This window comes from Acidovorax soli (genome assembly GCF_014207955.1).
Taxonomy (GTDB): Bacteria; Pseudomonadota; Gammaproteobacteria; order Burkholderiales; family Burkholderiaceae_C; genus Acidovorax; species Acidovorax soli_A.
Genome location: NZ_JACHLK010000009.1, coordinates 110,167 through 136,211, shown reverse-complemented (window position 1 = coordinate 136,211; position 26,045 = coordinate 110,167). Strand labels below are relative to the sequence as shown.

Sequence of the window (26,045 nt, the reverse complement as noted above, 5' to 3'; positions counted from 1 at the left end):
ACGATAGGGGCGTTGCAGTCGATATGGCCATGCAGTGTTCCACGCAAGAGTCGTGCGCAGCGGGTTTCCCGCTGACTTTTTATGTCTTTGTGGATGTCACAAAGGACGGCAGCGGCGGCGAGCCGGCCGAGATGGTCATCACCTCGTAGCCCGTCTCGGTGACCAGCACCGTGTGCTCCCACTGGGCCGACAGGCTGTGGTCCTTGGTCACGATGGTCCAGCCGTCGTTGCCGTGCTCCTTCACCTCGCGGCGGCCGGCGTTGATCATGGGCTCGATGGTGAACACCATGCCGGGCTTGAGCTCGTCGAGCGTGCCGGGCTTGCCGTAGTGCAGCACCTGGGGCTCTTCGTGGAAGCGCTGGCCGATGCCGTGGCCGCAGAACTCGCGCACCACCGAGAACCCGAGGCCTTCGGCGAACTTCTGGATGGCGTGGCCAATGTCGCCCAGGCGCGCGCCCGGCTTGACCTGTACGATGCCATGCCACATGGCGTCAAAGGTCATGGCGCACAGGCGCTTGGCGGCGATGGAGGTCTCGCCGATCAGGTACATGCGGCTGTTGTCGCCATACCAGCCGTCCTTGGTGATCACGGTGACGTCCACGTTCACGATGTCGCCCTTCTTCAGGGGCTTGTCGTTGGGGATGCCATGGCACACCACGTGGTTGACCGAGGTGCACAGCGACTTGGGGTAGGGGGGGTAGCCGGGCGGCTGGTAGCCCACCGTGGCCGAGATCGTGCCCTGCTGGGCCATGCATTCGGCGGCCAGCCGGTCGATCTCGTTCGTGGTGATGCCGGGCTTGATGTGGGGGGCGATGTAGTCCAGCACTTCAGACGCCAGGCGGCACGCCACGCGCATGCCCTCGATGTCCTGTGCACTTTTGATGTTGATCGTCATACCGGGATTATCCCATTGCGGACCGGACACTGCATGCGGTGGGGCGCGGCCGGTTAAAATGAGAGGCTAACCGCTGCCCGCGCAGACTTTTCGGGGTGGCGGTTGTGCCCACGTACCCCTCACACCCCCAACAGGCCGCTACCGTGACCTTGCACATGACCACGCTGGCGGGCGGCAACGCCCTCAGCACCTTCCGCGCCCAGCAACTCCAGCCCGCCCTCGAGGCCATCCACCCCAAGATCACCGGCATCGCTGCGCGCTTCGTGCACCTGGTGGCCACCGACAGCCCCGTCTCGCCCGCCGAGCAGGAACGCCTGGCGGCCCTGTTGACCTACGGCGACCCCTACGCCGGCCCCGACAGCGGCGCCGTCATCGTCGTCACCCCGCGCCTGGGCACGCTCTCGCCCTGGGCCTCCAAGGCCACCGACATTGCGCGCAACTGCGGCATCGCCATCCGCCGCGTGGAGCGCATCACCGAATACCGTGTCTCCCTCAAGCCCGGCCTGCTGGGTGGCACGCCCGAGCTGAATGCCGAGCAGGTGGCCCAGGTCGCCGCGCTGCTGCACGACCGCATGACCGAATCGGTGGTGGCCGACCGCAGTGCCGCCGCCGCCCTGTTCACCGAACTGCAGCCCGCGCCCATGGAGCATGTGGACCTGCTGGGCGGCGGCCGCGCCGCGCTGGAGGCGGCCAACACCCGCTTCGGCCTGGCCCTGGCCGAAGACGAGATCGAGTACCTGGTCAACGCCTTCACTGGCCTGGCACGCAACCCGAGCGACGTCGAGCTGATGATGTTCGCCCAGGCCAACAGCGAGCACTGCCGCCACAAGATCTTCAACGCCCAGTTCACCATCGACGGCGTGGCCCAGGACAAGAGCCTGTTCGGCATGATCCGCAACACCCACCAGCTGGCGCCCCAGCACACGGTGATCGCCTACTCGGACAACGCCTCGGTGATGGAAGGCCACCAGGTCGAGCGCTTCATCGCCCGCATGGGCGATGCCGGCACGCCCGGCTATGCCAAGAGCGAGGCCACCCAGCATGTGCTGATGAAGGTGGAAACGCACAACCACCCCACGGCGATCTCCCCGTTCCCCGGCGCATCCACCGGCGCGGGCGGCGAGATCCGTGACGAAGGCGCCACGGGCCGGGGCTCCAAGCCCAAGGCCGGCCTCACGGGTTTCACCGTCTCCAAGCTCTGGGGCAGCGAAGTGGGCAAGCCCGAGCACATTGCCAGCCCGCTGCAGATCATGGTCGAAGGCCCTCTGGGCGGCGCCGCGTTCAGCAACGAGTTTGGCCGCCCCAACCTGGCGGGCTATTTCCGCGAGTACGAACAGAACGTGGGTGGCGTGCAGCGCGGCTACCACAAGCCCATCATGATCGCGGGCGGTGTGGGCGTGATCGACGCCGGCCTGACCAAGAAGATCGAATTCCCCGCCGGCTCGCTGCTGATCCAGCTGGGCGGCCCCGGCATGCGCATCGGCATGGGCGGCAGCGCGGCCAGTTCCATGGCCACGGGCACGAACGCGGCCGAGCTCGATTTCGACTCCGTGCAGCGCGGCAACCCCGAGATCGAGCGCCGCGCGCAGGAGGTCATCAACCACTGCTGGGCGCAGGGCGCGGCCAACCCCATCCTGGCCATCCACGACGTGGGTGCGGGCGGCCTGTCCAACGCCTTCCCCGAGCTGACCAACGACGCCGGCCGCGGTGCACGCTTCGACCTGCGTTCCGTGCCGCTCGAAGAATCGGGCATGGCGCCCAAGGAAATCTGGAGCAACGAAAGCCAGGAGCGCTATGTGCTGGCCATCGCCCCCGGCTCGCTGGCCCAGTTCCAGGCCTTCTGCGAGCGTGAGCGCTGCCCGTTTGCCGTGATCGGCACCGCCACCGAAGAGCGCCAGCTGGTGCTGGACGACACGGCCGTGGCCGGCGGCGACCAGAAGCTGCCCGTGGACATGCCCATGAACGTGCTCCTGGGCAAGCCGCCCAAGATGCACCGCGACGTGGCCACGGTGGCGCGCGAGTTCGCGCCCATGGACCTGACCGGCGTGCCGCTGCAAAAGGCCGTGATCGACGTGCTGGCCCACCCCACGGTGGCGTCCAAGCGTTTTCTTATCACCATCGGCGACCGCACGGTGGGCGGCCTGTCGCACCGCGACCAGATGGTGGGCCCCTGGCAGGTGCCCGTGGCCGATTGCGCCGTGACCCTGGCCGACTACAAGGGCTTTGCCGGCGAGGCCATGAGCATGGGCGAGCGCACGCCGCTGGCCGCGATCAACGCCCCCGCTTCCGGCCGCATGGCCGTGGCCGAGGCCATCACCAACCTGCTGGCCGCGCCCATCGAGCTGCCACGCGTGAAGCTCAGCGCCAACTGGATGGCCGCCTGCGGCGAGCCCGGTGAAGACGCTGCCCTGTACGCCACGGTCAAGGCCGTGGGCATGGAGCTGTGCCCGGCGCTGGGTGTCTCCATTCCCGTGGGCAAGGACTCGCTGTCCATGCGCACGCAGTGGAAGGACGAGGGCGCGACCAAGAAGGTCACCTCGCCCGTGAGCCTGATTGTGAGTGCGTTTGCCTCGCTGGCCGACGTGCGCGGCACGCTGACCCCGCAACTGAACGCCACCGAGGAAGACTCCACCCTGGTGCTGATCGACCTGGGCAAGGGCCAGAGCCGCATGGGCGGCAGCATCCTGGGCCAGACGCTGGAGCAAAGCGGCGATGTGGTGCCCGACCTGGACGACCCGCAGGACCTGGTGAACCTGGTCAACGCCGTGAACGCGCTGCGCGCCAAAGGCCAGATCCTGGCTTACCACGACCGCAGCGATGGCGGCTTGCTGGCCGCGGCCGCCGAAATGGCCTTTGCCGGCCATGTGGGCGTGGCGCTCAACGTGGACCTGCTGGTCACCGAAGGCGACGGCATCAGCGACAGCCGCATGGAAACCGGCGACGCCAAGAACTGGGCCAGCCAGGTCAGCGCGCGCCGTGAAGAACTCACGCTCAAGGCCTTGTTCAACGAAGAGCTGGGTGTGCTGCTGCAGGTGCGCACGTCCGAGCGCAACGACGTCATGCAACTGCTGCGCGAGCACCATCTCTCGCGCTTCAGTCACTTCGTGGGCAAGACGCGCCCCGTATCGTCCTCCATCGACGCCGGCAAGGGCGAGCTGCAGGTCTGGCGCGATGCCAAGGCCGTGTTCAGCGCACCGCTGTCCGACCTGCACCAGGTCTGGGACGCCGTGAGCTGGAAGATCTGCCAGCAGCGCGACAACCCTGCCAATGCCGATGCCGAGCACGCCGCCGCCGGCGCGCCGGCCGACCCGGGCATGCACGTGCACCTGACGTTCGACACGGCCGACAACGTGGCCGCGCCGTACATCAACCTCGCGCGCCCCAAGGTCGCGATCCTGCGCGAGCAGGGCGTGAACTCGCACATCGAAATGGCCTACGCCTTCACCGAAGCGGGTTTCGAGGCCTACGACGTGCACATGACCGATCTGCAGACCGGCCGGGCCCAGCTCGCCGACTTCAAGGGCGTGGTTGCCTGCGGTGGCTTCAGCTACGGTGACACGCTGGGTGCCGGCATCGGCTGGGCGCGCAGCATCACGTTCAACCCCGTGCTGGCGGCGCAGTTCCAGGGCTTCTTCGGCCGCACCGACACCTTCGGCCTGGGCGTGTGCAATGGCTGCCAGATGTTTGCCGAACTGGCCGACATCATCCCCGGCGCGCAGGACTGGCCGCGCTTCACCACCAACCAGAGCGAGCGCTTCGAGGCCCGCCTGTCGATGGTGGAGGTGCTCGAATCGCCCAGCCTGTTCCTGCAGGGCATGGCCGGCAGCCGCCTGCCGATCGCTGTGGCGCACGGCGAGGGCTATGCCAACTTCCGCTACCGCGGCAATGCCGACAAGGCGATTGCCGCCATGCGCTTCGTGGACAACCACGGCGCGGCCACCGAGCAGTACCCCTTCAACCCCAACGGCAGCGCCGCCGGCCTCACGGCCGTGACCACGGCCGACGGCCGCTTCACGGCCATGATGCCGCACCCCGAGCGCGTGTTCCGCAACGTGCAGATGAGCTGGACCAGTGGCGACCGCAGCGAGTTGAGCCCCTGGATGCGCATCTGGCGCAACGCCCGCAAGTGGGTAGGTTGAGCCTGGCGCGCCAGCGCCAGGACTGATCGGAAACGGGGCCCAGCGCCCCGTTTTTCATGTCCATTCGCCGTGTGGGGGATTGACCTGCATCATTGCTATAGTCTGCGGTTTTTACGTATATCAAGGACCTTCCATGGCCGCTGGCAGCCTTCTAGCCCTGTTGGACGACATCGCCACCATCCTCGACGATGTCGCCGTCATGACCAAGGTGGCGGCCAAGAAGAGCGCCGCCATGGCCGACGATGTCTCGGTCATGACCAAGGTGGCCGCGCAGAAGACGGCCGGCGTGCTGGGGGACGATCTGGCGCTCAACGCCCAGCAGGTCACCGGCGTGAGCGCCGAGCGCGAGATCCCCGTGGTCTGGGCCGTGGCCAAGGGGTCCATGGTCAACAAGGCCATCCTGGTGCCCGCCGCGCTGCTGATCAGTGCCTTCGCGCCCTGGGCCATCACGCCGCTGCTCATGATCGGCGGCGCCTTCCTGTGCTTCGAGGGCTTCGAGAAGATCGCGCACAAGTTCCTGCACAGCGACAGCAAGGACGCTGCCGAGCACGAAAGCCACGCCCAGGCCAACGCCAACCCGGCCGTGGACCTGGTGGCCTTTGAGAAGGACAAGATCAAGGGCGCGGTGCGCACCGACTTCATCCTCTCGGCCGAAATCATCGCCATCACGCTGGGCACGGTGGCCACGGCCTCGTTCGCGCAGCAGGTGGCCGTGCTGACAGGCATTGCCGTCATCATGACGGTGGGCGTCTATGGCCTGGTGGCCGGCATCGTCAAGCTCGACGACCTGGGTCTGTGGCTCAACAACAAGCGCAGCGCGGCGGCCAAGGCCCTGGGCACGGGCATCATCAATGCGGCGCCCTGGCTCATGAAGTTCCTGTCCGTCGCGGGCACGGCCGCCATGTTCCTGGTGGGTGGCGGCATCCTGGTGCACGGCGTGCCGGCCCTGCACCATGCCGTGGAAGGCGCGGGCGCTGCCGCTGGCACCTGGCCTGCGGGCGCGCTGTGGGGCGGCCTGGTCTCCAACCTGCTCAATGCCGTGGTGGGCATTGTCGCGGGCGGCCTGGTGGTGGCTGTGGTGACTGCCGTACAAAAAATGCGCGGCAAGGGCGCGGCCGCGCACTGAGCTTATCTTGACCCAGATCGAAAGCCGGCCATCGCGCCGGTAAGGTGCCGGGCCAGCGGCCCATGGGTTGATCTGTGGCAAGGCGCGATGGGGGCGCTGGGAGCCCAATGCATGCACGGGGGTCGTCCCCGTTCAACGCATCCATCGAGAGTAGCTCCCATGAACAAGAAGATGAATCTGCTGGCCCTGGCCGCCGTGGCCAGTTGCGCCCTGACCTCCGGCGCCGCCTTTGCGCAGGACGCCCAAGGCCCCTGGCTGGTGCGCGCCCGTGCTGTGAACCTGGACAGCGCCAACAAGGACACGACCGGCCTAGGCCTGTCGGTCAACGACAAGGCCATTCCCGAGGTCGATGTCTCCTACTTCTTCACCAAGAACATCGCGGCCGAGCTGATCCTGACCGTGCCGCAAAAGCACGACGTGCGCGCCAGCACCCTGGGTGGCAAGATCGGCACGCTCAAGCACCTGCCGCCCTCGCTGCTGCTGCAGTACCACTTCGACGCACCCGGCTTCAAGCCCTATGTGGGCGCGGGCCTCAACTACACGCGCTTTTCCAGCGTGCACCTGCCCGCCGGCGTGGGCATTGATAAAAGCAGCTGGGGCGCTGCCCTGCAGGCCGGGGTGGACATTCCACTGTCCAGGAACCTATACCTCAACGTCGACGTGAAGAAGGTCTATATCCAGACCGACGTGTTCGCAGGCGGCGCCAAGGCGGGCACGTTCAAGGTCGACCCCGTTCTCTTCGGCATTGGCCTGGGCTACCGGTTCTAGGCGCTGCGGCGGTAGAAGGCCAGCGACCCCGCCAAGGCCAGCAGCGCCCCACCGCAGCAGCGGTCCAGCCAAAGTACCGCACTGCGGCGCAGCAGCTGCACGGCCTTGGCGCCGGTGATGGCGTAGGCCAGCATCACCGCGAAGTCCAGCCCCGCGAACACCACCGCAATGGCCGCGTACTGCGGCCATTGCGGTGCACTCGCGTCGATGAACTGCGGCAGCAGGGCCGAGCAGAACAAATAGCCCTTGGGGTTGGTCACGGCGACCAGGAAGGACTTGGCGAAGATGCCGCGGGCCGTGGCGCTTTCGTCGCCGTTGGTGGGTGACAGATCCAGTCCGCCCTGCGAGCGCAGCAGGCGCAGCCCCAGCCAGGCCAGGTAGGCGGCACCTACCCATTTGACGACCGAGAACCAGAACTCCGAGGCCGCGAGCAGCGCGCCCAGGCCCAGCGCCACGGCGCCCACGAGCACGAAGTCGGACGCCACCGCGCCCAGCATGCCCGGCAGCGAACGGCGCACGCCATAGCGCGAGCCATTGGCCAGCGCCAGCAGCACCGTAGGCCCGGGTGTGGCGATGGCCACCAGGGCCACGAGCGAGAAGACGAAGAGGGTGGTTGCGTTCATGCCAGCACCGGCCCGCAGCCTTGCGGCTTGTGCACGCGCTCGGCCGACGCGGGGAATTTCGCGAGCTTGGATGCCGGCCGGCGCGGGCGCTGCAGCAGCTCACCCCCGCAATTGGGGCAGATGCCGCCCAGCGCACCGCCCGCGCAGCTGCTGCAGAAGGTGCACTCGAAGGTGCAGATGCGTGCCTCGGTAGTGTCGGGCGGCAGGTCTTTGTCGCAGCATTCGCAGCTGGGGCGCATCTGGAGCATGGCGGGTCTCGGTGGGGGCGGTGGACCGAGCACTCTAAGCGCCGCCGCCGTGCGCTGCAAGGTACAGACGGTGGCCGCCGAGGCAGGGATCTGTATCGCCCTCAGCCTATGAAACTGGCACGACCAAAGCCAGTGCCCCCGCGCAAGGGCCGCCCCGCCGCGCTGGGGGCGTCCCCCTCCCGACTCGCGCAGCGAGTCGAGAGAGGGGTGAAGGCGCGAAGCGACTCAGGGGGTGTTTCCTTCATTTCCCCACATGCGGCGCCACAGCCAAGGCAGGGCGGTGTCCAGGTCGGGGCGCTGCCGGGCGTTCACCGCCCGCGTGGGCGTGCCCGCGGCCAGGGCCTCGCGCGTGCCGATGTCGAAATGGAACGAGTACGCAGGCTCCATGCCCATGCGCAGGTCGGTGATGTAGACATGGCCGCCCGCCGCGCTCATGCGGTAGAAGCCATGTGTGAAGCGTGACAGGCGCTGCACATGGGCATTGCCCTGGTAGGCGGCGTACAGCCCGGCTCCACGCTCATGGCGGGTCCAGCGCATGGGCTGGTCCTGGCCGTCGGCCAGCGAGCGAAAGCCTTCCAGGTAGTGCGTGGGCGTCATGGCCACCACGCGCCACAGCACGGTGGAGAAGGGCGCGGGCGTCACCAGCACGCGCTCGGCTGCAATGCCCTGCGATTGCAGCGAGGCGCGTGCAATGCCCTCCACATGCTGCTGTGCCAGCACGCTCCAGCCCAGGTAGGCGGTGCTGAAGACCAGGGCCCAGGCGTTCCAGCGCAGGCCGCGCCTGCCATCGCGCCCGCGCGCCACCAGCGCTGCCAGCACGCCGATGAGCAGGGGCACGGTGTACAGCGGGTCGATGATGAACACGCTGCCCACGCCGTAGGGGTGGTGGGTGTAGGGGTAGAGCAGCTGCGTGCCGTAGATGGTCATGGCATCGAGCAGCGGGTGGGTCACCAGCGCCAGCCACAGGGCCAGCCACCAGCGCAGCAGGTACGGCGTTTCGCCATGCAGGCGCGCGACCAGCCAGGCCAGCGGTCCTGACAAAAGTGTGAGTGTCAGCAGTGCATGGCTGCTGCTGCGGTGCAGCACCATGTTGAGCATGGCATCGCCATGGTCGATGAAGGCATCCAGGTCGGGCAGCGTGCCGGCCACGGCGCCCCAGAAGACGGCTTTCCACGCGGCGGTGCGGCGGCCCATGGTGGCGAGGGTGACGGCGGATCCCAGGGCGATCTGGGTCAATGAATCCATGGGGCGGTGTGTCCTTGTCAGGAGGCGGTGGGCGGTTGCAGCAAAACCCTGTTTGCAAGCGAAATACGGGCCAGCCCCAGCAGGGCTTGCGGTACCAGCGCCGGGGGGCCATGATTGTGGCTTGGCTCGATGACAGGCGTGGGCACGGTGGCTGCCCGGCGGGTTGCGGGCGCATGTTGTCTGCTCGCTGCCCACGGTGCTGCGCGGCCTGGCGCCTGCCAGGCGAGGCACACGGGCGTTCGTCCTACCCGGGGGGCACCTGCCCCTCGCTAACCTTGCGACCCATGGCCCAAGCATTCCTGCACAATCCCTCGCCCTTGCTTCCAACCCGGAGCGCGCCGCGCCAGGCGGCCTGGAATGCCAAGCCACCCCACCTGGCCTTTGAAGCCTTCGAGGGCCTGGCCCCTGAAGCGGAGAGCGCCGCCGTGCCGGTGGCCGCCCAGGCACTGGCAGAGCAATCGGTGTTCGACGAGATCACCCAGGGACTGCTGCAGCAACCCGCCACCATCTCGCCCAAGTTCTTCTACGACCAGCTCGGCTCGGAGCTGTTCGAGTCCATCACCCGCCTCCCCGAGTACTACCCTACGCGCACCGAGCATGCCGTCATGCAGCAGCATGCGGCCGAGATCGCCGCGGCGGTGGGCCAGGGCCGCACGCTGATCGAGCTGGGCGCGGGCAACTGCGAGAAGGCGCGCGCTCTGTGCCGCACGCTGGCGCCGGCCTGCTTTGTGGGCGTGGACATCTCGGCCGATTTTCTGCAGGGCGCCGTGGCCCGCATGCGTGAGGAGTTCCCGCACATGGACGTGCGCGCCGTGGGCGCCGACATGACGCGCGGCGTGACCCTGCCGGCCAACCTGCCGCGCACCGGGCGCCTGGTGTTCTACCCCGGTTCGTCGATTGGCAACTTCGACCCGCCGCATGCGCTGATGCTGCTCGAACAGATGCGCGAACTCGTGGACGGCGAGGGTGAGCCCGGTGCCGACGGCGGCCTGCTCATCGGTATCGACCTGCCCAAGGAGGTGGAGGTGCTCGAGGCTGCGTACGATGACGCGGCGGGTGTCACCGCGGCCTTCAACCTCAATGTGCTCACGCATGTGAACCGCCTCATCGGCAGCAACTTCGACCCTGCGCAGTGGCGCCACCTGGCCTTCTTCAACACCCTGCATTCGCGCATCGAGATGCACCTGCAGGCCATGTCGCCGCTGCAGGTGCGCTGGCCTGGTGGCGGCGTGCGCGACTTTGCGGCCGGAGAGTGCATCCACACCGAGAACAGCTACAAGTACACGCTGCCCGCCTTCACCGACCTGCTGGCGCGCGCGGGCTTTTCGCGCGCCCGGGCCTGGACCGATCCACGCGACTGGTTTGCCGTGGTCCATGCGCAGCCTTGAAGGCCCGGTGCTCCCGGTGCGTGCGCGCGCAGCGCCGCTGGGGCACACTGCAGGGATGGCCGCGCCTCCCACCTCCGCTGACTATGCCGCCGTGCGCCAGCGCTCGGTAGAGCTGGTCGCACCCCTGTCGCCCGAAGACGCCAGCGCCCAGTCCATGCCCGACGCCAGCCCCGCCAAGTGGCACCTGGCGCACACCACCTGGTTTTTCGAGACCTTTGTGCTGGAGCCGCACGAGGCCGGGTTTGCACCGTTCCACCCCGCGTTCCGTGTGCTGTTCAATTCGTACTACAACGGCGTGGGCGCCAAGCACCCGCGCCCCCAGCGCGGCCTGCTCACCCGGCCCTCTTTGGCCGAAGTGCTGGCCTACCGCGCCCATGTGGATGGGCGCGTGCAGCGCCTGCTGGCCCAACGCGCCGACGACGCCAAGCTCCATGCCCTGGTCGAGCTGGGCCTGCACCACGAGCAACAGCACCAGGAACTGCTGGTCACGGACATCAAGCACCTGCTGTCGTGCAACCCGCTGTTCCCGGCCTACCACGCGCTCCAGCCGGGCGCCGGCAGCAGCCCGGCCCAGCCCCTGGCCTGGCACGAGAGCGATGGTGGCGTGGTCGAGATCGGCCACACCGGCGAGGGCAGCTTCGCCTTCGACAACGAGCTGCCGCGCCACCGCGTCTACGTGCAGCCCCATGCCCTGGCGTCCCGCCTGGTGAGCAACGGCGAGTACGCCGCCTTCATCGCAGACGGCGGCTACCGCAACCCCGTGCTGTGGCTGGCCGAAGGCTGGGACTGGCGCAGCGCCCAGGGCCTCACGCAGCCCATCTACTGGCACCGCGAAGGAGAGGGCGGTGCCTGGCATGAGTTCACCCTGGCAGGCCTGGTCCCCCTGGCCAGCGCGCTGCCCGCCGTGCACCTGTCGTATTACGAAGCCGAGGCCTACGCCCGCTGGGCTGGCGCCCGCCTGCCGACAGAGGCCGAGTGGGAGTGTGCCGCTGCGCGCCAGCCCGCACAGGGCCACCTTGTCGACGGCCCCGGTGCACCATTGCACCCCGGCGCGGCCGAAGGCCCGGGCCTGGTGCAGATGTTCGGTGACGCCTGGCAATGGACCCAGTCGAGCTACGCCCCGTACCCCGGCTTTCGCACGGCAGAGGGCGCCGTGGGCGAGTACAACGGCAAGTTCATGGTCAACCAGTATGTGCTGCGTGGCGGCTCGTGCGCCACGCCGGCAGGGCACACGCGTGCCACCTACCGCAACTTCTTTCCGGCGACTGCGCGCTGGCAGTTTGCGGGGGTGCGGTTGGCAAGGGACGTGTAGAGCTGCCAAGATGCATGCGACCGCCTCGTGTTTCGCATAGCTGCCTGATTCTGCGTACCCTTCAACTGAGGGTACCTTATTCCGCCCCCGCAGGGACGTGAACGCTCCGACAAGGGTTCATCTTTGGTTCCTGCGCCCCGTGGAAATCGACCTCGCCAGCGCATCTTCTGGATGCAATTGCTTACAACAATGGCCCGCAGTCAGCTTGGGTTGTCGATTCGCTTGCCTTCCCTTTAGTTACATTCTTCAGATCCAAAAAAGAGCCCAACGGTTGCGGGCAGAGATCACGAGAGGGAGAGTCAGATGCGTTCTTGGGTTACCAGGCTATTGGCGCTTGGCATTTTGCTGTTGGCGGGCAATGCATATGCCAATTACGAATACAACAAATTTTGTATCGAGTCCGGCGACAAGGCGGCGGCGGCTACCTGCCGATTGGCGCCGGATGGCTTCGATCGCTGGTCTTACACTACCGGTTTTGGTACTGCTGACCAAACACTGATCGATGGACGGTCTGGTTATGAGTCCGAAGAGGTCGCTTTCCAGAAAACCATGGACGAATTGATCTATAAAAGTCCAGGCTATTCGTCGATGTGCCAAATCTCGTACACCCTTGGAGAGGTGGAGGTTACCAGGCGCGATACGTTTAAGACATCTGATGAGCCTGTCGCGCAGAAAAGACCCTTCCAGATCAAGCATGGGAGTTTGGATCCATCAGGAAACTGCTACGGCGTGGTAGACATGTATGGCGGGTGGATCAATGGTACCCGCGGCATACGTTGCAATGATCCTGCCTATATCGGTTGGATGACGGACGTCGCCAGCTCCGCCTGCATTCAAGATCTGAGCAAGTCGCCTCAACCATGTGACATCTGTCAGGCGACAAAATCGTTCGCCACGCGAGGCAATCCAATTCTTGTTCCCGTACAGGAAAAATTTGAATTCATTGTGGATCTGGACAGTGGCGGACCGCTGCCATTGACATTCGCTCGCATCTACCGAAGTCATCGAGCGCGAGACAAGGCTGTCTGGTTTGGGAAGTATTTCAAACCCGCTCTTCCGGGGGACATGGGTGATGGGTGGACGCACAACCACAGTATTCACCTGGCTGTTGGACCGCAGTTCAATATCGTTGCGCCAGTACGCATCCAGATGGGAGATGGTTCGTTCATCTATTTCAATGCTGACAAAAGCTCTGGGCAAGGCTACAAGACTGTCAATCCCTTGCATGTATTGACCAAGGACAATGCTGCGGGCGGGTGGATCTTCGATGACAAGGCGAATGAAACCCGCTACCTTTTTGGCAGGGACGGGATGCTGTTTATGCAGATAATGCGCAATGGGTGGTCGTATGCCTATACGCATTCAGGGGATAAGCTGACCAGTATCACCAGTTCGCTGGGGCGCCAAATCTTCCTCGCTTACGGCGATGGCGGGAAATTGGTCAAGGTGACCACATCCGACCAACGCAGCGTAACCTACAGCTATGCCAATGGTTTGCTGACTGGAGCGCGGCAGTCGGATGGCACTGTCAGGCAATACCTCTACACCGAAGCCGCCGCGAAGCTCCCACCTCTCTTGTCGGGAATTGTGGACGAGCAGGGCAATCGGTATTCGACCTATACCTACGATAGCGAAGGCTGGGCCCAGTCTACCGAGAAATCGGGCGCGGTGGATCGCTATTCGGTCTCGGGCAAATCGAATGTCGTTGATCCATTGGGCACATCGCGCACTTACAGTTTCGGTCGATTTGGAAACTGGGTTGTTTATCAAGGCGTATCCAAGCCTCCGGCATCCAGCAGCGAACCAAAAATAACTGCGGCCTCCGCCAATTCAAATGCCTTGATAGATTTTTATTATGACTTTAACTATACACAGACCCGTTTTACTTGGGACACACCACGCCGACTGCCCTTGACCGTCACCGAGGCGGCCGGCCTGTCCGAATCCCGCGTGGCAAGCGTGGCATGGCACTCAGAATGGCGTGCTCCTGTGACCATTACTGAGCCTGGCCGCATCACTACCTATACCTATGACAGTGCCGGCAATACAACGAGCCAGTCGGTCAACGACGCGGCTGCCGGCGTGGTTCGCACCACAGTGTGGACCTACAACGCGGCAGGCTTGGTAGCGACCGAAACTGCGGCCAATGGAGCGATCACCAGTTATGGCTATGACGGCCTGGGCAATCTCACCCAGGCCACCAATGCATTGGGTCATGTCGATGTGTACACCTATGACGGCGCGGGTCGGGTGCTCGCCCACACGGCCCCCAATGGTCTGCTGACCACATACGCCTACGACGCCCGGGGCCGGGTGCTCACCAGCAATCGCGGTGGCGAAGTCTCCACTTTCACCTACCGGCCCAGCGGTGAGGTGCTTGCTGCCACGCTGCCCGCCGGCCACAGCATCACCTACACCTACGACCCTGCCCACCGCCTCACAGGCTGGAGTGACAACCGCGGCAACACGGGCACCTACGTGCTCGACAACATGGGCAACCGCCTGAGCGAAGAAGTACGCAACAACCAGGGCCACCTTGCCTGGCAACTGGCGCGCAGCGTCAACAGCCTGAACCGGCGGGCCTCTGAGACCGTGGGCACCGGCGGTGCGCCCACGACCCACACATACAACGCCAATGCCAACCTGCGTGTCAGCACGCAAAGCGTCAATGGCAGCACCATACAGACCTCTTACTCGCGCGACGCCTTGGAGCGCGTCACCTATATCAATGATCCTGAGTCCGGGGGCACGACACTCAACTACAACGCATCGGACGCCATCACCAAGGTCACGGACGCCAAGAGCGTAGCCACGACCTACACACGCGATGCCGAAGGCAACCCCCTCACGGAAGGCAGCCCCGACAGCGGCAGCAAGATCGCCCAGTACGACGCCTTGGGCCTGCCCAGCAGCATCACCAACGCCCTGGGCCAGGCAACGACGATCACCCGTGACCTGCTGGGCCGCCCGACTTCCATCGCGCACGCCAATGGCACCGTCACGACCCTGCGCTACGACCAAAGCACCACCGCCAAGGGCTACCTCAGCGAGATCGAAGACGCCAGCGGCATCACCACCTACCAGCGCGACGTGCACGGCCGTGTGGTTAGCCAGACCCAAAAGCTCATCAACAACGACAGCCGCACCCTGGCCTACAGCTACCACCCCACCACGGGCCTGCTGAGTTCCACCACCTACCCCGGCGGCCAAGTGCTGCAGAACGTCTACGACGCCACCGGCCAACTCACCGGCCTGACCTGGGCCGGCCAACCACTGGTCAGCGGCATCACCTGGAGCCCCCTGGGCCAGCCCACCGGCTGGAGCTGGAGCCTGCCCGGCGGCTCGGCAGCCATCCCCGCCACCCGCAGCTACAACACCGCAGGCCAGCTCACCGCCACCGAGTTCAGCAGCTACACCTACGACGGAGCAGGCCGCATCACCAGCTTGACCCAGGGCTTGATGCAACCCGCCAGCACCGACGCCCAGGCCAGCAGCCTCACCCTGGCCCCCGCCACGTGGACCGTGCAGTACAACCTTGCAGGCCGCATCGTCGGGTTTACCAGGGCGGTGGCGAGTGGAGCACCTGCCAACAGTGCCACCTACACCTACGACAAGAACGGCAACCGCGTTACCAGCAACCAGCAGCAGGCGGGCACCACAACCAGCCGTACATACGCACTGGCGGGCAATCGCCATACGGCATTCAGCCAGACCAAGACCGGCCCGGCGGGGACTGCCAACAGCCTTGTCAACTTCCAGTACAACGCCGCAGGCGACCTGCTCAGCGACGGCCTGCGCACCTTCCAGTACGACAGCCAGGAACGCCTGGAAAAAGTCACCACCGGCACAGGAGTGGACGCCCCCAGCACCCAGTATGCCCACAACGCCCTGGGCCAGCGCGTGTTCAAGACCGAACCACTGTTCGCCAGCGGATCGGGATCAGGATCGACCACCAGCGGCAAGAACCTCAACAACCTGCTGTCCGACCCCGAAGACCAGGAAGAGGCAGAAGCGGAAAAAGACAAAGGCTTCATCCAGACCGCGTATGAATTCTTCACCCGCCTGTGGAGCCCCGGCAGCAGCGACGCGCAAAAGCTCGGCTTTGCGTATGTCTACGGCCAGGACGGCACCCTGCTGGGCGAATACGGCATGGGCGGCAGCAACAGCAGCGGCACCACCCAGTACATCTACCTGCCCACGGCCAACGGCCCCATGCCCATTGCCGCCATCGTCAATGGAACAGCTTATGCGGTGCACAGCGACCACCTGAACACGCCCCGCAAGCTCACCCAGCCCGACGGCCAGGTGGCCTGGCAATGGGCGTACAGCGCGTTTGGGGATGAACAGCCCACCGTGGGAGCCAAGCGCTTCACCGACGCAACCACCAACCCCACCACGGGCACCACCAGCATCCCCGAGGTGACCTTCAACCTGCGCTACCCGGGGCAGTACTACGACAAAGAGAGCAACCTGCACTACAACTACTTCCGCAGCTACAGTGCGGAGCGGGGGCGGTATACGCAGGCCGATCCGATTGGGCTGGAGGGTGGGTTCAATCGGTTTGGGTATGTGGAGGGGAATGCGCTAGGGTTTGTCGATCCTTATGGACTATTGACCCTTGACGACATTGCATTCTTAACGCCTGAGAGAGCGGCTAGTGCAGCGCAGTATTGGGCTGATAAACAAAACCAAACCGGCAATTGGGGCTACGCCATTCCGGGCATGGCTGCTGCCTTGTTGGCAGAGAACTATGACGTGGCCATGATGGCCATGTGTTCTATTCGGGGCACGCCCCCGCGTGGAGGGGAAAATGCTGCTGCTGCTGTGGGACGTCGAGCTCATTTTAATTATAGGTTTGCGCTAGGTGAAAATTTTGATATGAAAGCTAGGCTGCTGAGTGGAAAAAGGCCAGATGCGGTTGATTGGGCGAATAGTCAAGTTAGAGAGCTAAAGCCTGATAATCCCAGGGCGGTTAGTCTCGGTGAACGTCAGGTAGAAGGCTATCGCAAGGAGCTAGAGTTAATGACTAATCGGCCTTGGACATCCGTTGTAGATGTGTATCGAGGGGGTAAGTGATGAAGGGTGTTGATTTTAAAAGCGGTATATTTAAATTGTTTAAGCAAAAGGGGTTTGATCGGCGGGGAGCGGTGATGATGCTGTCAGGAAGTGGGGTCACTGCTTTAATTGGAGTGGATAAGGGATTTGGAAGCCAGTGGTTTATTAATGTTGGATTTTGTTTCCATAGGCTTGGCCGAAATGCGGTTGACAAGATTGAACAGGCGGATATGTATTTTCGACTTGAGCGCTTGTTTCCTCGTCATCGGGATGTTATTCTTGGTGCGGGTGATTTTGGTGAGTTGGATCAGCCTGGTATGTATCAAATGTTGTTAAAATTCCTTGAGGGGGAGATTGTATGTGATTTAAAAATACTTTGTGATGAAAAAGAAATTTTTAATGCGTATGGTAATGGTCGTTTTATTCAGGGGATGGTGTCGGGGGGGGCCAGGGATTTGATGCTTGCTGGAAAATAGTTTGAATTTATGTAATGCAGTGACTGTGACGCTTGGGGGCGAACGAAAATTAGGTAGTGTGTGTATAGAGCGCTGCACGCGACGGGCGTGGATGATCGACGAAACGCAGATTGAACCGGTCGTTGCAGAGTGCCCTGGAGGGTTTACGGTGTTGATCCGGCACGCGACAGCGGGTCTTCAAGACCGAGCCGCTGTTCACTGCTGCAAGCAGCGGCTCAGGCACCACCAGCGGCAAGAACCTCAACAACCTGCTGGCCGACCCCGAAGACCAGGAAGAAGCAGAGAAGGAAAAGGAGCAAGACAAAGGCTTCATCCAGACCGCGTATGAATTCTTCACCCGCCTGTGGAGCCCCGGCAGCAGCGACGCGCAAAAGCTCGGCTTCGCGTATGTCTACGGCCAGGACGGCACCCTGCTGGGCGAATACGGCATGGGCGGCAGCGCCAGCACTGGCAACACCCAGTACATCTACCTGCCCACGGCCAACGGCCCCATGCCCATTGCCGCCATCGTCAATGGAACAGCTTATGCGGTGCACAGCGACCACCTGAACACGCCCCGCAAGCTCACCCAGCCCGACGGCCAGGTGGCCTGGCAATGGGCGTACAGCGCGTTTGGGGATGAACAGCCCACCGTGGGAGCCAAGCGCTTCACCGACGCAACCACCAACCCCACCACGGGCACCACCAGCATCCCCGAGGTGACCTTCAACCTGCGCTACCCGGGGCAGTACTACGACAAAGAGAGCAACCTGCACTACAACTACTTCCGTAGCTACAGTGCGGAGCGGGGGCGGTATACGCAGGCGGATCCGATTGGGCTGGAGGGTAGGTTCAATCGGTTTGGGTATGCGGAGGGGAATGCGTTGAGCTTCAAGGATTCGTTAGGACTTGCAACAAAAGCAGAAATTAACGCCGCAGTAGAGATTTTGCGAGAAAATTTTCCTGAAATTATTCCAAACCCAAAATCAGTGATGGGCGTGCCTGATTTGAAGGGAACATTGGGGCAGAAATTGTCTGGCAGAACTGATTTGATGGGGAATATTAAATACAACTCTGATTTATATGGCTTGGATGGTGTGCCCATTCCCGATTGTAAAGTGTTTGATTTTTTGCAGATGATGGCTCACGAGTTGCAGCATGTCAATGAAAGTGTGCGAGATAGAATCGGTTTGAGTACGGGGGAGTTGCTTAATAGATTAAATCCTGGTTATCCGAGTGTGGAGGATATTATTGATGGAAGTGCAAATATTATGATGGCCAAAACAATCGATAAATTCAAAAAGAAAATTGGAGGAAAGTGAGAATAAAATGAGGCATGTGAGATTTTTGATCTTAAGCGTCATTGTTTTAATTGTGGTATTTCTTTTTTTGATATTTGGTGATTTTGGTAAGGGTATTTGACTGGCGTGCGAAGGTGGTTTGAGGGGGCGCTTGATGAATAAGGGGGGATGAAGAATGAATTGCAACACCTGACGCAGCTTAGTTGGCCCGACGGCCTCAAAAAGCCGATAATTGTCCATGCATTGCAAGTCAACTCCAGACGCGAGGTGTATCCCATGGGTGTCCGATATCGTGTGGCCGCGGCTTGGGGCTTTGCTTGCAGTCAGCCCGCTTTAGTTCCTGATCGTCCCACCTTTGGACAGCAATGCCGACGGGCACAGGAAATGCAGACGACCGCCAGCTTCGAACTGATTGGTGGATCTTGGGATGGGGCCGCTCAGCATGGGCGTGTGCCCAGCGGTCAGGAGGCGCTGAGCGTTCTAAAATTGCACCTTTCCTCTGTCCGCGATGTGCGGGGCATCCCCTGGTTGGCGGTCGGCGACCATGGCGGCTGCAAATTCCAACTGCGGTCTGCGGGGCTCATGGCCAGGATGACGGGGGGGCGACGACGATTTGGTCTTTTCTGCGTGACAGCCTTCTCAAGGCTTCCTGACAGTCGGAAAGCAATATACAACGAGGACTATTTGCTTAGCCTTTGGCGACCTGCCTCCTGATGGCAGGCGGTCCCAACTTGCTTGACCAGCCTACCGGCAGGCCAGTCCGCCATCACACCTTCGCCAGCGCCTGCTCCAGGTCTGCCTTCAGGTCGTCGATGTGCTCGATTCCCACGGACAGCCGCACCATCCCCTCGCTCACCCCGGCCTTGGCCAGTTCCTCGGGATTGAGCTGGCGGTGCGTGGTTGATGCGGGGTGTGTGGCCAGTGACTTCGCATCGCCAATGTTCACCAGACGGGTGAACAGCTGCAGCGCGTCGAGAAAACGCGCACCCGCTGCCCGTGGATCGGTATCGCTGTTCTTCACACCAAAACTCAGGATGCCCGAGGCGCGCCCGCCCAGTTGGCGCTGGACCAGTGCATGGTCCGGGTGGTCGGGCAGGCCGGCATAGCGCACCCATTCGACCTTGGGGTGGGCCTGCAGGTACTCGGCAATGGCCAGGGTGTTGTCGCAGATGCGGTCCAGGCGCAGGGCCAGGGTCTCGATGCCTTGCAGGATGAGAAACGCGTTCTGCGGTGCCAGTGCGGCGCCCGTGTTGCGCAGGGGTACGACGCGGGCGCGGCCGATGAAGGCCGCGGGGCCCAGGGCCTCGGTGTAGACCACGCCGTGGTAGCTCACGTCGGGCTCGTTCAGGCGCGGGAAGCGCTCCTTGTGCTGGGCCCATGGGAACTTGCCGCTGTCCACGATGGCGCCGCCCACGCTGTTGCCATGGCCGCCCAGGTACTTGGTGAGCGAGTGCACGACGATGTCGGCCCCGTGCTCGATGGGGCGCAGCAGGTAGGGCGTGGGCACGGTGTTGTCCACGATCAGCGGCACGCCGTGGTCGTGGGCGACTTTGGCCAGGGCGGCGATGTCGGTCACATTGCCCAGCGGGTTGCCGATGCTCTCGATGAAGATGGCCTTGGTGCGCGCATCGATGTGCTGCGCAAAGCTGGCCGGGTCGCGCGGGTCGGCAAAGCGCGTGGTGATGCCCTGCTGGGGCAGGGTGTGGGCGAAGAGGTTGTAGGTGCCACCGTAGAGGGTGCTTGCGGAAACGATGTTGTCGCCCGCTTCGGCAATGGTCTGGATGGCATAGGTGATGGCGGCCATGCCCGATGCGACGGCCAGCGCGGCAATACCGCCTTCGAGCGCCGCGATGCGCTTTTCCAGCACATCGTTGGTCGGGTTCATGATGCGGGTGTAGATATTGCCCGGCACCTTGAGGTCGAACAGGTCGGCGCCATGCTGGGCGCTGTCGAAGGCATAGGCCACCGTCTGGTAGACGGGTACGGCGACTGCTTTTGTCGTTGGGTCAGGGCTGTAGCCGGCGTGCACGGCCAAGGTTTCGATCTGCATGGTTGGCTTGTCTCTTGGAAAGGGGTGGTGCGAATGGGCAAGGCACCCCAACGGGGCGCCCGGACCATTCTTCCACCGCCCCTCCAGAGGCAGATCGAATCGTTTCGTATGTGCTTATGCGGCCTGCGTTGGCAGGCCGCGCCCGCCTGCTCAACTGGTGCGCTGGGGCCGGGTGCGGTAGAAGCTCATCGGCGTCTCGCGCGCCTGGTTGAGCACCTGGCGCTTGATCTTGCCCACCACGTGCATCTCGCAGGGCTTGCAGTCAAAGCGCAGGGTCAGCTTTTCCTTGCCGTTGATGAGCATCAGCGGCTCGGCCTTGATGGTGCCTTGCACGCCGGTCACGCCCTTGGCCTGCTTGGGGCACAGGCTCATGGAAAAGCGCACGCAGTGCTTGGTGATCATGAGGCTGACTTCGCCTTCCTCCTCGTGCGCCTCGTAGGTCGCATCGATCACCTTCACGCCGTGGCGCACGTAGAAGTCGTGCGCCTTGTGGTTGAACACATTGCCCAGAAAGCTCAGCGTGTCCTCGGGGTAGGGGGCCGGGGGCTCCACCGGGGTGGCGCGCTGCAGGCGCAGGAAGCCCTTGGCGCGGTTGGCCTCCAGGTCGGCCAGCGCATCGCGGCGCAGCGCGTTGACGGCCGATGCCGGGATGAACCAGGGCTGCGAGAGCTGCAGGCCCACATCGTTCACCGCGAAGATGGTGGCGCCGAAGCGGGCGAGGTGCTCGCGCAGGCTGGCTTCGGCCTTGGCGGCGTCGGTGGCCGGCTGGTGCGCATGGTCGAGCTGCGCGCCGCCGGCAAAGCCGTCTTCGTCGGTCAGGGTCAAGGCGAAGCCGGTGGGCGTCTCCGACAGGTAGGCCCACAGGCCGATGCGGCGGTCGCTCGACTTCTTGTCCAGCGTGCGCACCCAGTCCATGTCGCGGTTGCGGTTGATCTCGGTGCCCTTGCGCAGGTCCTTGAAGCCCTCCATCGGGTCTTTGGGGAACACGCGCCACTGCGTGGTGCTGCGCGGCGACACGGGCTCGGCCCGGTTGATGGCCATGCCCACCAGTTCCTTGTGCAGGTCGTAGTAGCACAGGCCGTCGCCGTTGTGCAGCACGGTCTCGGGGCTGCTCACTTCCAGCTCCACGAAATCGGCGCCCACCTTGGTCACCCAGCCGATGGCCTGGCCCGGGTTCTTGGGCGTGTCGAAGGCGCCGATGTCCTGCTTGCGGCCGGTGACGAAGTAGTCGGTGAACTCGCGGTTGAAGTTCTGCAGCGGGTCGGGCGTGAAGGTGAAGCTGGTGCGCCCGCTCGACGAGCGCGACAGCGGCAGGCCCGAGGCCTCGCGCTCTTCCATGATCCCGTCGATGATGGTGCGGTAGTGGGCCGTGATGTTCTTCACGTAGCCCATGTCCTTGTAGCGGCCTTCGATCTTGAAGCTGCGCACGCCGGCGTCGATCAGCGCGCGCATGTTGTCGCTCTGGTTGTTGTCCTTCATGCTGAGCACGTGCTTGTCGTGCGCGATGAAGCGGCCCTGCGCGTCGGTCACCTGGTAGGGCAGGCGGCAGGCCTGGCTGCAGTCGCCGCGGTTGGCGCTGCGCCCGGTCTGCGCATGGCTGATGTTGCACTGGCCGCTGTAGGCCACGCACAGCGCGCCGTGGATGAAGAACTCGATGTTGGCGCGCCCCGGTGCATCCACCGGGCCCAGGGCCTTGTGCACTGCTGCTATCTGCTGCACCGTGAGCTCGCGCGCCAGCACGATCTGCGACAGGCCCGCATCCTGCAGAAAGCGCGCCTTCTCGGGCGTGCGGATGTCGGTCTGCGTGCTCGCATGCAGCTGGATGGGCGGCATGTCGATTTCGAGCAGGCCCATGTCCTGGATGATCAGTGCATCGGCCCCGGCCTCGTAGACCTGCCAGGCCATCTTGCGCGCGTCTTCGAGTTCATCGTCGCGCAGGATGGTGTTGAGCGTGATGAAGATGCGGCTGTTGAAGCGGTGGGCGTGCTTGACCAGGCGTTCCAGGTCGCGGATGTCGTTGCCCGCGCCCACGCGCGCGCCGAAGGCCGGGCCGCCGATGTAGACGGCGTCGGCACCGTGGTTGATGGCTTCGATGCCGATGTCTGCGTCGCGCGCAGGCGAAAGCAGTTCGAGCTGGTGGGGCAGGAGGGACATAGCCCTCGATTATCCCAGGGCGGGGCTTCCCGAGGGAAGTGAACCACCAATTAGATCAACTAATACTGTATGCAATTCTGTTGTGCAAGTCTGGTGTACCCGCGGCGGGTTAGGATGCCGGCACCTTGGCCGGCTGTGGGTATTGCCCACGGCCGTTCCATGGGGCATCCCCTGTCCGTGAGGACTGCCGGTTGATTGCCTGCTTATTTTTCTTTCATTCTGGAGACTTGTCCGTGTCGTTTGCTTCCCGTTCGCGCTTTTCCCTGTCCCTGATCGCTGCCGCCGCAGCCCTGGCTTCCACCGCCGCCCTGGCGCAGGAGGTGCAGGTCGTCAAGATCGCCCACGCGGGCCCGCTGTCGGGCGGCATTGCCCACATCGGCAAGGACACCGAGAACGGTGTGCGCCTGGCGCTGGACGACTTGAACGCCCAGAACCTGGTGATCGGTGGCAAGAAGATCAAGTTCGAGATCGCCGCCGAAGACGACGCCGGTGACCCACGCCAGGCCACGGCCGTGGCGCAGAAGCTGTGTGACCAGAAGGTGGCCGGCGTGGTGGGCCACCTGCAGTCGGGCACCTCTATCCCCGCTGCCGCGGTGTACGACAAGTGCGGCGTGCCGCACATCACGGCCGCCGCCACCAACCCCGACCTGACCAAGCCCGGCTACAAGACCACCTACCGCCTGATCGCCAACGACAGCGCCCTGGGTGCTGCGCTGGCCATCTTCTCGGCCGAGCACCTGAAGCTCAAGTCCGTGGCCATCATCGACGACCGCACGGCCTATGGCCAGGGCGTGGCTTCGGTGTTCAAGGCCACGGCACAGCAAAAGGGCATTTCGGTGGTGGGCGAGGAGTTCACCACCGACAAGGCCACGGACTTCATGGCCATCCTCACCGCCATCAAGAACAAGAAGCCCGACGCCATCTTCTACGGCGGCCTCGATGCCCAGGCCGGCCCCATGCTGCGCCAGATGGAGCAGCTGGGCCTGGGCAACGTGAAGTTCTTCGGCGGCGATGCGCTGTGCACCGAAAAGCTGCCCGAGCTGGCTGGCAAGACGCCCGCCCTCAAGAACGTGACCTGCGCCACCGGCGGTGCCTCGGTCGCCAAGATGCAGGGCGGCGCCGACTGGAAGAAGCGCTACGACGCCAAGTTCCCGGGCCAGTTCCAGATCTACAGCCCCTACGCCTACGATGCCGCCATGGTGCTGGCCGATGCGATGAAGCGCGCCAACTCGGTGGACCCCAAGGTGTACATCCCCTTCATTGCCAAAACCGAGTACAAGGGCGTGACGGCGAACATCGCGTTTACCAACAAGGGCGAGCTGACCACGCCTGCCGTCACCCTCTACACCTACAAGGACGGCAGCCGCGTGGCACTGAATTAAGGGTCAACCCCCTGAGTCGCTTCGCGCCTTCCCCCTTCTCTCGAATTGCTGCGCAATTCGGGAAGGGGGACGCTCCCAGCGCGGCGGGGCGGCCCTTGCGCGGGAGCGCTGGCTTGATGCGCGCCAGTATCGACTAGCGGGTCCTTTGTGAAATCTAGGCGTCCTCCGATTCGGCATTGGCCCGCCCGGCGCGCAATGCGCCGGGGCTGGTGCCGTAGTGTTGGCGGAACAGCCGCGCCAGGCTGCTGGCATTGCCCAGACCGACCTCGTCGGCAATGGCTGCCAGGCTGTGGTGCGAGTGGGTCACACGCCAGTGCGCGTGTTCCATGCGCATCTTCGTCCAGTGGTCGTGGGCACTCATGCCCATGTGCTCGGTGAACAGCCGGTCGAGCTGCCGGCGGCCGATGCCGATGCGCTCGGCCAGCTCGGCCACGGTCAGGCCCTCGGCCAGGGCGCTGCGCATCAGCGCCACGGCTCGCGCCAGGTGGCGGGTGAGGTCGGGCCCGCCGCCGTCCATGGACTGCAGCTGGTGCCCCTGGTGGCGTGGTGCGTCCACCAGCATGTCGGCCAGTCCCTTGAAAGCCCGCACACGGCCGCAGTGGCGCGAGAGCAGCTCCACCGCCATGTCGATGGCGGCCGTGCCGCCCGCGCAGGTGATGCGGTCGCGGTCAAAGCAATAGATCTGTTCGCTGGCCACGGCGATGCGCGGAAAGGCCTCGCGGAACTCGGCCACATGGCGCCAGTGCAGGGCCACGCGGTGGCCCCGGAGCAGCCCCACCTCGGCCAGCAGAAAGCTCGCGTTGTCGATGGCCACCAGCGGCAGGCCGCGTGCCGCCGCCTTGCGCAATACCGGGCCATAGGCGTCGGCGTATGCGCGCGAAGCCTGCACCGTGCGGCTGCCAAAAACCACCAGGTAGTCGAAGGCCGAGAGGTCCACCGCATCGGCCGTGGTGTCCATGCCCACCTGCACGCCGCTGCTGGAGACCACGGGGGCCGCGTCGATGCCGAGCAGGGTCCAGGCGCAGTAGCGCTGGCGGCTGCGGTCCTCGTCGTCGGCCGAAAAGCGCAGCTTGTCGAGGAAGGCGCCAAAGGGCAGCAGGGCGAAGTCGGGCAGCGGCACCAGCAGCAGGCGCACATCGGGGCGGGGCAGGGTGGTGCGCATGCGGGGTGTCCAATTTGGTATCCATATTAGCCAAATTGGATGCTGTGCAGGTCGCCTTGCCCACCTAGACTGCAGGCCATGTTTCAAGAGACGGTGCTGCCATGGAATTGAAAATCTGGCTGGTGTATCTGCTGGCGGTCATCGGCCTGTCGCTGACCCCGGGGCCCAACAGCCTGCTGGTGCTGGCCCACGGGGCACTGCACGGGCGGGCGCGTACGCTGTGGACCATTGGCGGCGGGGCGCTGGGCTTCGCGGCCCTGATCGGGCTGTCCATGCTGGGCATTGGGGCGCTGCTGCAGTCGTCGGCCCATGCGCTCACGGTGATGAAGTGGGTGGGCGGCGCCTACCTGGTGTGGCTGGGCATTCAGCTGTGGCGTGCGCCGGCGATGCAGTTGGAGGCATTGCCTGCGGGGGCTGGCGAGCGTGCAGTCACGGGCGGCAGGCTGTTTCGCCAGGGGTTGCTGGCCGCCATTTCCAACCCCAAGGTGCTGTTGTTCTATGGCGCCTTTCTGCCGCAGTTCATCACGCCGGGGCGCGACCTGTGGCTGCAGTTCGTGGTCATGGCGGGTACGTTCGCCATCGTCGAGTGCCTGGTGGAATTCGGCCTGGCCAGCCTGGCGCACCGCATCCGGCCCTGGCTGCAGCGCACGGGCAAGAAGTTCAACCGCTCCTGTGGCGTGCTGTTTGGGCTGATGGGCGCGGCGCTGCCGATGACGCATTGAGCGCCGTCACCGCCGTCCCG

At 64.3% G+C, this 26,045-nt stretch carries 17 protein-coding genes; 10 read left to right on the top strand and 7 right to left on the bottom strand.

What is annotated here, in order from left to right; genetic code table 11:
* Positions 1–79 precede the first annotated feature (79 nt).
* Positions 80–895 (bottom strand): type I methionyl aminopeptidase, encoded by an 816-nt coding sequence (gene map, locus HNP48_RS21550; RefSeq protein ID WP_184860904.1) that lies wholly within the window; start codon positions 893–895, stop codon positions 80–82.
* A gap of 143 nt (positions 896–1,038) precedes the next feature.
* Between map and purL the strand changes: the two genes are divergently transcribed.
* From purL to HNP48_RS21535, 3 genes are all read left to right on the top strand, one after another.
* Complete coding sequence (gene purL / locus HNP48_RS21545; protein ID WP_184860902.1) at positions 1,039–5,034, top strand: phosphoribosylformylglycinamidine synthase; 3,996 nt, start codon at positions 1,039–1,041, stop codon at positions 5,032–5,034.
* A 133-nt stretch (positions 5,035–5,167) separates the two neighbouring features.
* Entirely contained in the window at positions 5,168–6,160 is a 993-nt protein-coding gene (locus HNP48_RS21540) for a DUF808 domain-containing protein (protein WP_184860900.1), read from the top strand.
* 159 nt (positions 6,161–6,319) lie between these two features.
* On the top strand, positions 6,320–6,928 hold the full coding sequence (locus tag HNP48_RS21535) for an OmpW family protein (RefSeq protein ID WP_184860898.1): 609 nt from the start codon (positions 6,320–6,322) through the stop codon (positions 6,926–6,928).
* On the opposite strand, the gene HNP48_RS21530 is transcribed toward HNP48_RS21535, so the two are convergent.
* The 3 genes from HNP48_RS21530 to HNP48_RS21520 all read right to left on the bottom strand — a co-directional run bounded on the left by HNP48_RS21530 (position 6,925) and on the right by HNP48_RS21520 (position 9,044).
* The gene (locus HNP48_RS21530) at positions 6,925–7,551 is read right to left on the bottom strand and encodes a LysE family translocator (protein WP_184860895.1); all 627 of its coding nucleotides are present in this window, start codon (positions 7,549–7,551) and stop codon (positions 6,925–6,927) included. The two genes, HNP48_RS21535 and HNP48_RS21530, sit on opposite strands and share 4 nt — an antisense overlap.
* The gene (locus HNP48_RS21525) at positions 7,548–7,799 is read right to left on the bottom strand and encodes a DUF1272 domain-containing protein (RefSeq protein WP_184860893.1); all 252 of its coding nucleotides are present in this window, start codon (positions 7,797–7,799) and stop codon (positions 7,548–7,550) included. The genes HNP48_RS21530 and HNP48_RS21525 overlap by 4 nt, the downstream gene beginning before the upstream one ends.
* A gap of 225 nt (positions 7,800–8,024) precedes the next feature.
* Positions 8,025–9,044: a metal-dependent hydrolase gene (locus tag HNP48_RS21520; protein ID WP_184860891.1), complete on the bottom strand. Its 1,020-nt coding sequence runs from the start codon at positions 9,042–9,044 to the stop codon at positions 8,025–8,027.
* 431 nt (positions 9,045–9,475) lie between these two features.
* On the opposite strand from HNP48_RS21520, the gene egtD reads away from it, so the two are divergent.
* The 5 genes from egtD (at position 9,476) to HNP48_RS21495 (ending at position 18,576) form a co-directional block, all read left to right on the top strand.
* Positions 9,476–10,432, top strand: a complete 957-nt coding sequence (egtD, locus tag HNP48_RS21515) for an L-histidine N(alpha)-methyltransferase (protein WP_184861226.1) — start codon at positions 9,476–9,478, stop codon at positions 10,430–10,432.
* Positions 10,433–10,487: 55 nt separating this feature from the next.
* Complete coding sequence (egtB, locus tag HNP48_RS21510) at positions 10,488–11,744, top strand: ergothioneine biosynthesis protein EgtB (protein ID WP_184861224.1); 1,257 nt, start codon at positions 10,488–10,490, stop codon at positions 11,742–11,744.
* A gap of 303 nt (positions 11,745–12,047) precedes the next feature.
* Positions 12,048–16,820 carry an RHS repeat-associated core domain-containing protein gene (locus tag HNP48_RS21505; RefSeq protein WP_184860889.1) on the top strand — a complete coding sequence of 1,591 codons (4,773 nt, stop codon included), beginning with the start codon at positions 12,048–12,050 and terminating at the stop codon, positions 16,818–16,820.
* The gene (locus HNP48_RS21500) at positions 16,820–17,275 is read left to right on the top strand and encodes a hypothetical protein (RefSeq protein ID WP_184860887.1); all 456 of its coding nucleotides are present in this window, start codon (positions 16,820–16,822) and stop codon (positions 17,273–17,275) included. Before HNP48_RS21505 ends, HNP48_RS21500 begins: the two co-directional genes overlap by 1 nt.
* Before the next feature lie 428 nt (positions 17,276–17,703).
* Positions 17,704–18,576 (top strand): RHS repeat domain-containing protein, encoded by an 873-nt coding sequence (locus HNP48_RS21495; RefSeq protein ID WP_184860885.1) that lies wholly within the window; start codon positions 17,704–17,706, stop codon positions 18,574–18,576.
* 745 nt (positions 18,577–19,321) lie between these two features.
* On the opposite strand, the gene HNP48_RS21490 is transcribed toward HNP48_RS21495, so the two are convergent.
* Both HNP48_RS21490 and HNP48_RS21485 read right to left on the bottom strand, forming a co-directional pair.
* A complete protein-coding gene (locus tag HNP48_RS21490) occupies positions 19,322–20,605 on the bottom strand; it encodes an O-acetylhomoserine aminocarboxypropyltransferase/cysteine synthase family protein (protein ID WP_184860883.1) in 1,284 nt (427 codons plus the stop codon).
* Between the two features lie 150 nt (positions 20,606–20,755).
* The gene (locus HNP48_RS21485) at positions 20,756–22,759 is read right to left on the bottom strand and encodes a U32 family peptidase (RefSeq protein ID WP_184860881.1); all 2,004 of its coding nucleotides are present in this window, start codon (positions 22,757–22,759) and stop codon (positions 20,756–20,758) included.
* Between the two features lie 233 nt (positions 22,760–22,992).
* On the opposite strand from HNP48_RS21485, the gene HNP48_RS21480 reads away from it, so the two are divergent.
* Positions 22,993–24,141: a branched-chain amino acid ABC transporter substrate-binding protein gene (locus tag HNP48_RS21480; RefSeq protein ID WP_184860879.1), complete on the top strand. Its 1,149-nt coding sequence runs from the start codon at positions 22,993–22,995 to the stop codon at positions 24,139–24,141.
* A gap of 154 nt (positions 24,142–24,295) precedes the next feature.
* Here HNP48_RS21480 and HNP48_RS21475 read toward each other — a convergent pair whose 3' ends face one another.
* A complete protein-coding gene (locus HNP48_RS21475) occupies positions 24,296–25,303 on the bottom strand; it encodes a GlxA family transcriptional regulator (RefSeq protein WP_184860878.1) in 1,008 nt (335 codons plus the stop codon).
* 101 nt (positions 25,304–25,404) lie between these two features.
* Here HNP48_RS21475 and HNP48_RS21470 point away from each other — a divergent pair, with 101 nt between their 5' ends.
* Positions 25,405–26,025: a LysE family translocator gene (locus tag HNP48_RS21470; protein WP_184860876.1), complete on the top strand. Its 621-nt coding sequence runs from the start codon at positions 25,405–25,407 to the stop codon at positions 26,023–26,025.
* Positions 26,026–26,045 lie beyond the last annotated feature (20 nt).

Coding starts and splice junctions, on each gene's coding strand:
- HNP48_RS21475 (WP_184860878.1), bottom strand. CDS start 25,303: ATGCGCACCACCCTGCCCCGCCCCGATGTGCGCCTGCTGCTGGTGCCG.
- HNP48_RS21485 (WP_184860881.1), bottom strand. CDS start 22,759: ATGTCCCTCCTGCCCCACCAGCTCGAACTGCTTTCGCCTGCGCGCGAC.
- HNP48_RS21470 (WP_184860876.1), top strand. CDS start 25,405: ATGGAATTGAAAATCTGGCTGGTGTATCTGCTGGCGGTCATCGGCCTG.
- HNP48_RS21525 (WP_184860893.1), bottom strand. CDS start 7,799: ATGCTCCAGATGCGCCCCAGCTGCGAATGCTGCGACAAAGACCTGCCG.
- HNP48_RS21505 (WP_184860889.1), top strand. CDS start 12,048: ATGCGTTCTTGGGTTACCAGGCTATTGGCGCTTGGCATTTTGCTGTTG.
- HNP48_RS21530 (WP_184860895.1), bottom strand. CDS start 7,551: ATGAACGCAACCACCCTCTTCGTCTTCTCGCTCGTGGCCCTGGTGGCC.
- HNP48_RS21500 (WP_184860887.1), top strand. CDS start 16,820: ATGAAGGGTGTTGATTTTAAAAGCGGTATATTTAAATTGTTTAAGCAA.
- HNP48_RS21540 (WP_184860900.1), top strand. CDS start 5,168: ATGGCCGCTGGCAGCCTTCTAGCCCTGTTGGACGACATCGCCACCATC.
- map (WP_184860904.1), bottom strand. CDS start 895: ATGACGATCAACATCAAAAGTGCACAGGACATCGAGGGCATGCGCGTG.
- HNP48_RS21535 (WP_184860898.1), top strand. CDS start 6,320: ATGAACAAGAAGATGAATCTGCTGGCCCTGGCCGCCGTGGCCAGTTGC.
- egtB (WP_184861224.1), top strand. CDS start 10,488: ATGGCCGCGCCTCCCACCTCCGCTGACTATGCCGCCGTGCGCCAGCGC.
- HNP48_RS21495 (WP_184860885.1), top strand. CDS start 17,704: ATGGGCGGCAGCGCCAGCACTGGCAACACCCAGTACATCTACCTGCCC.
- HNP48_RS21520 (WP_184860891.1), bottom strand. CDS start 9,044: ATGGATTCATTGACCCAGATCGCCCTGGGATCCGCCGTCACCCTCGCC.
- HNP48_RS21490 (WP_184860883.1), bottom strand. CDS start 20,605: ATGCAGATCGAAACCTTGGCCGTGCACGCCGGCTACAGCCCTGACCCA.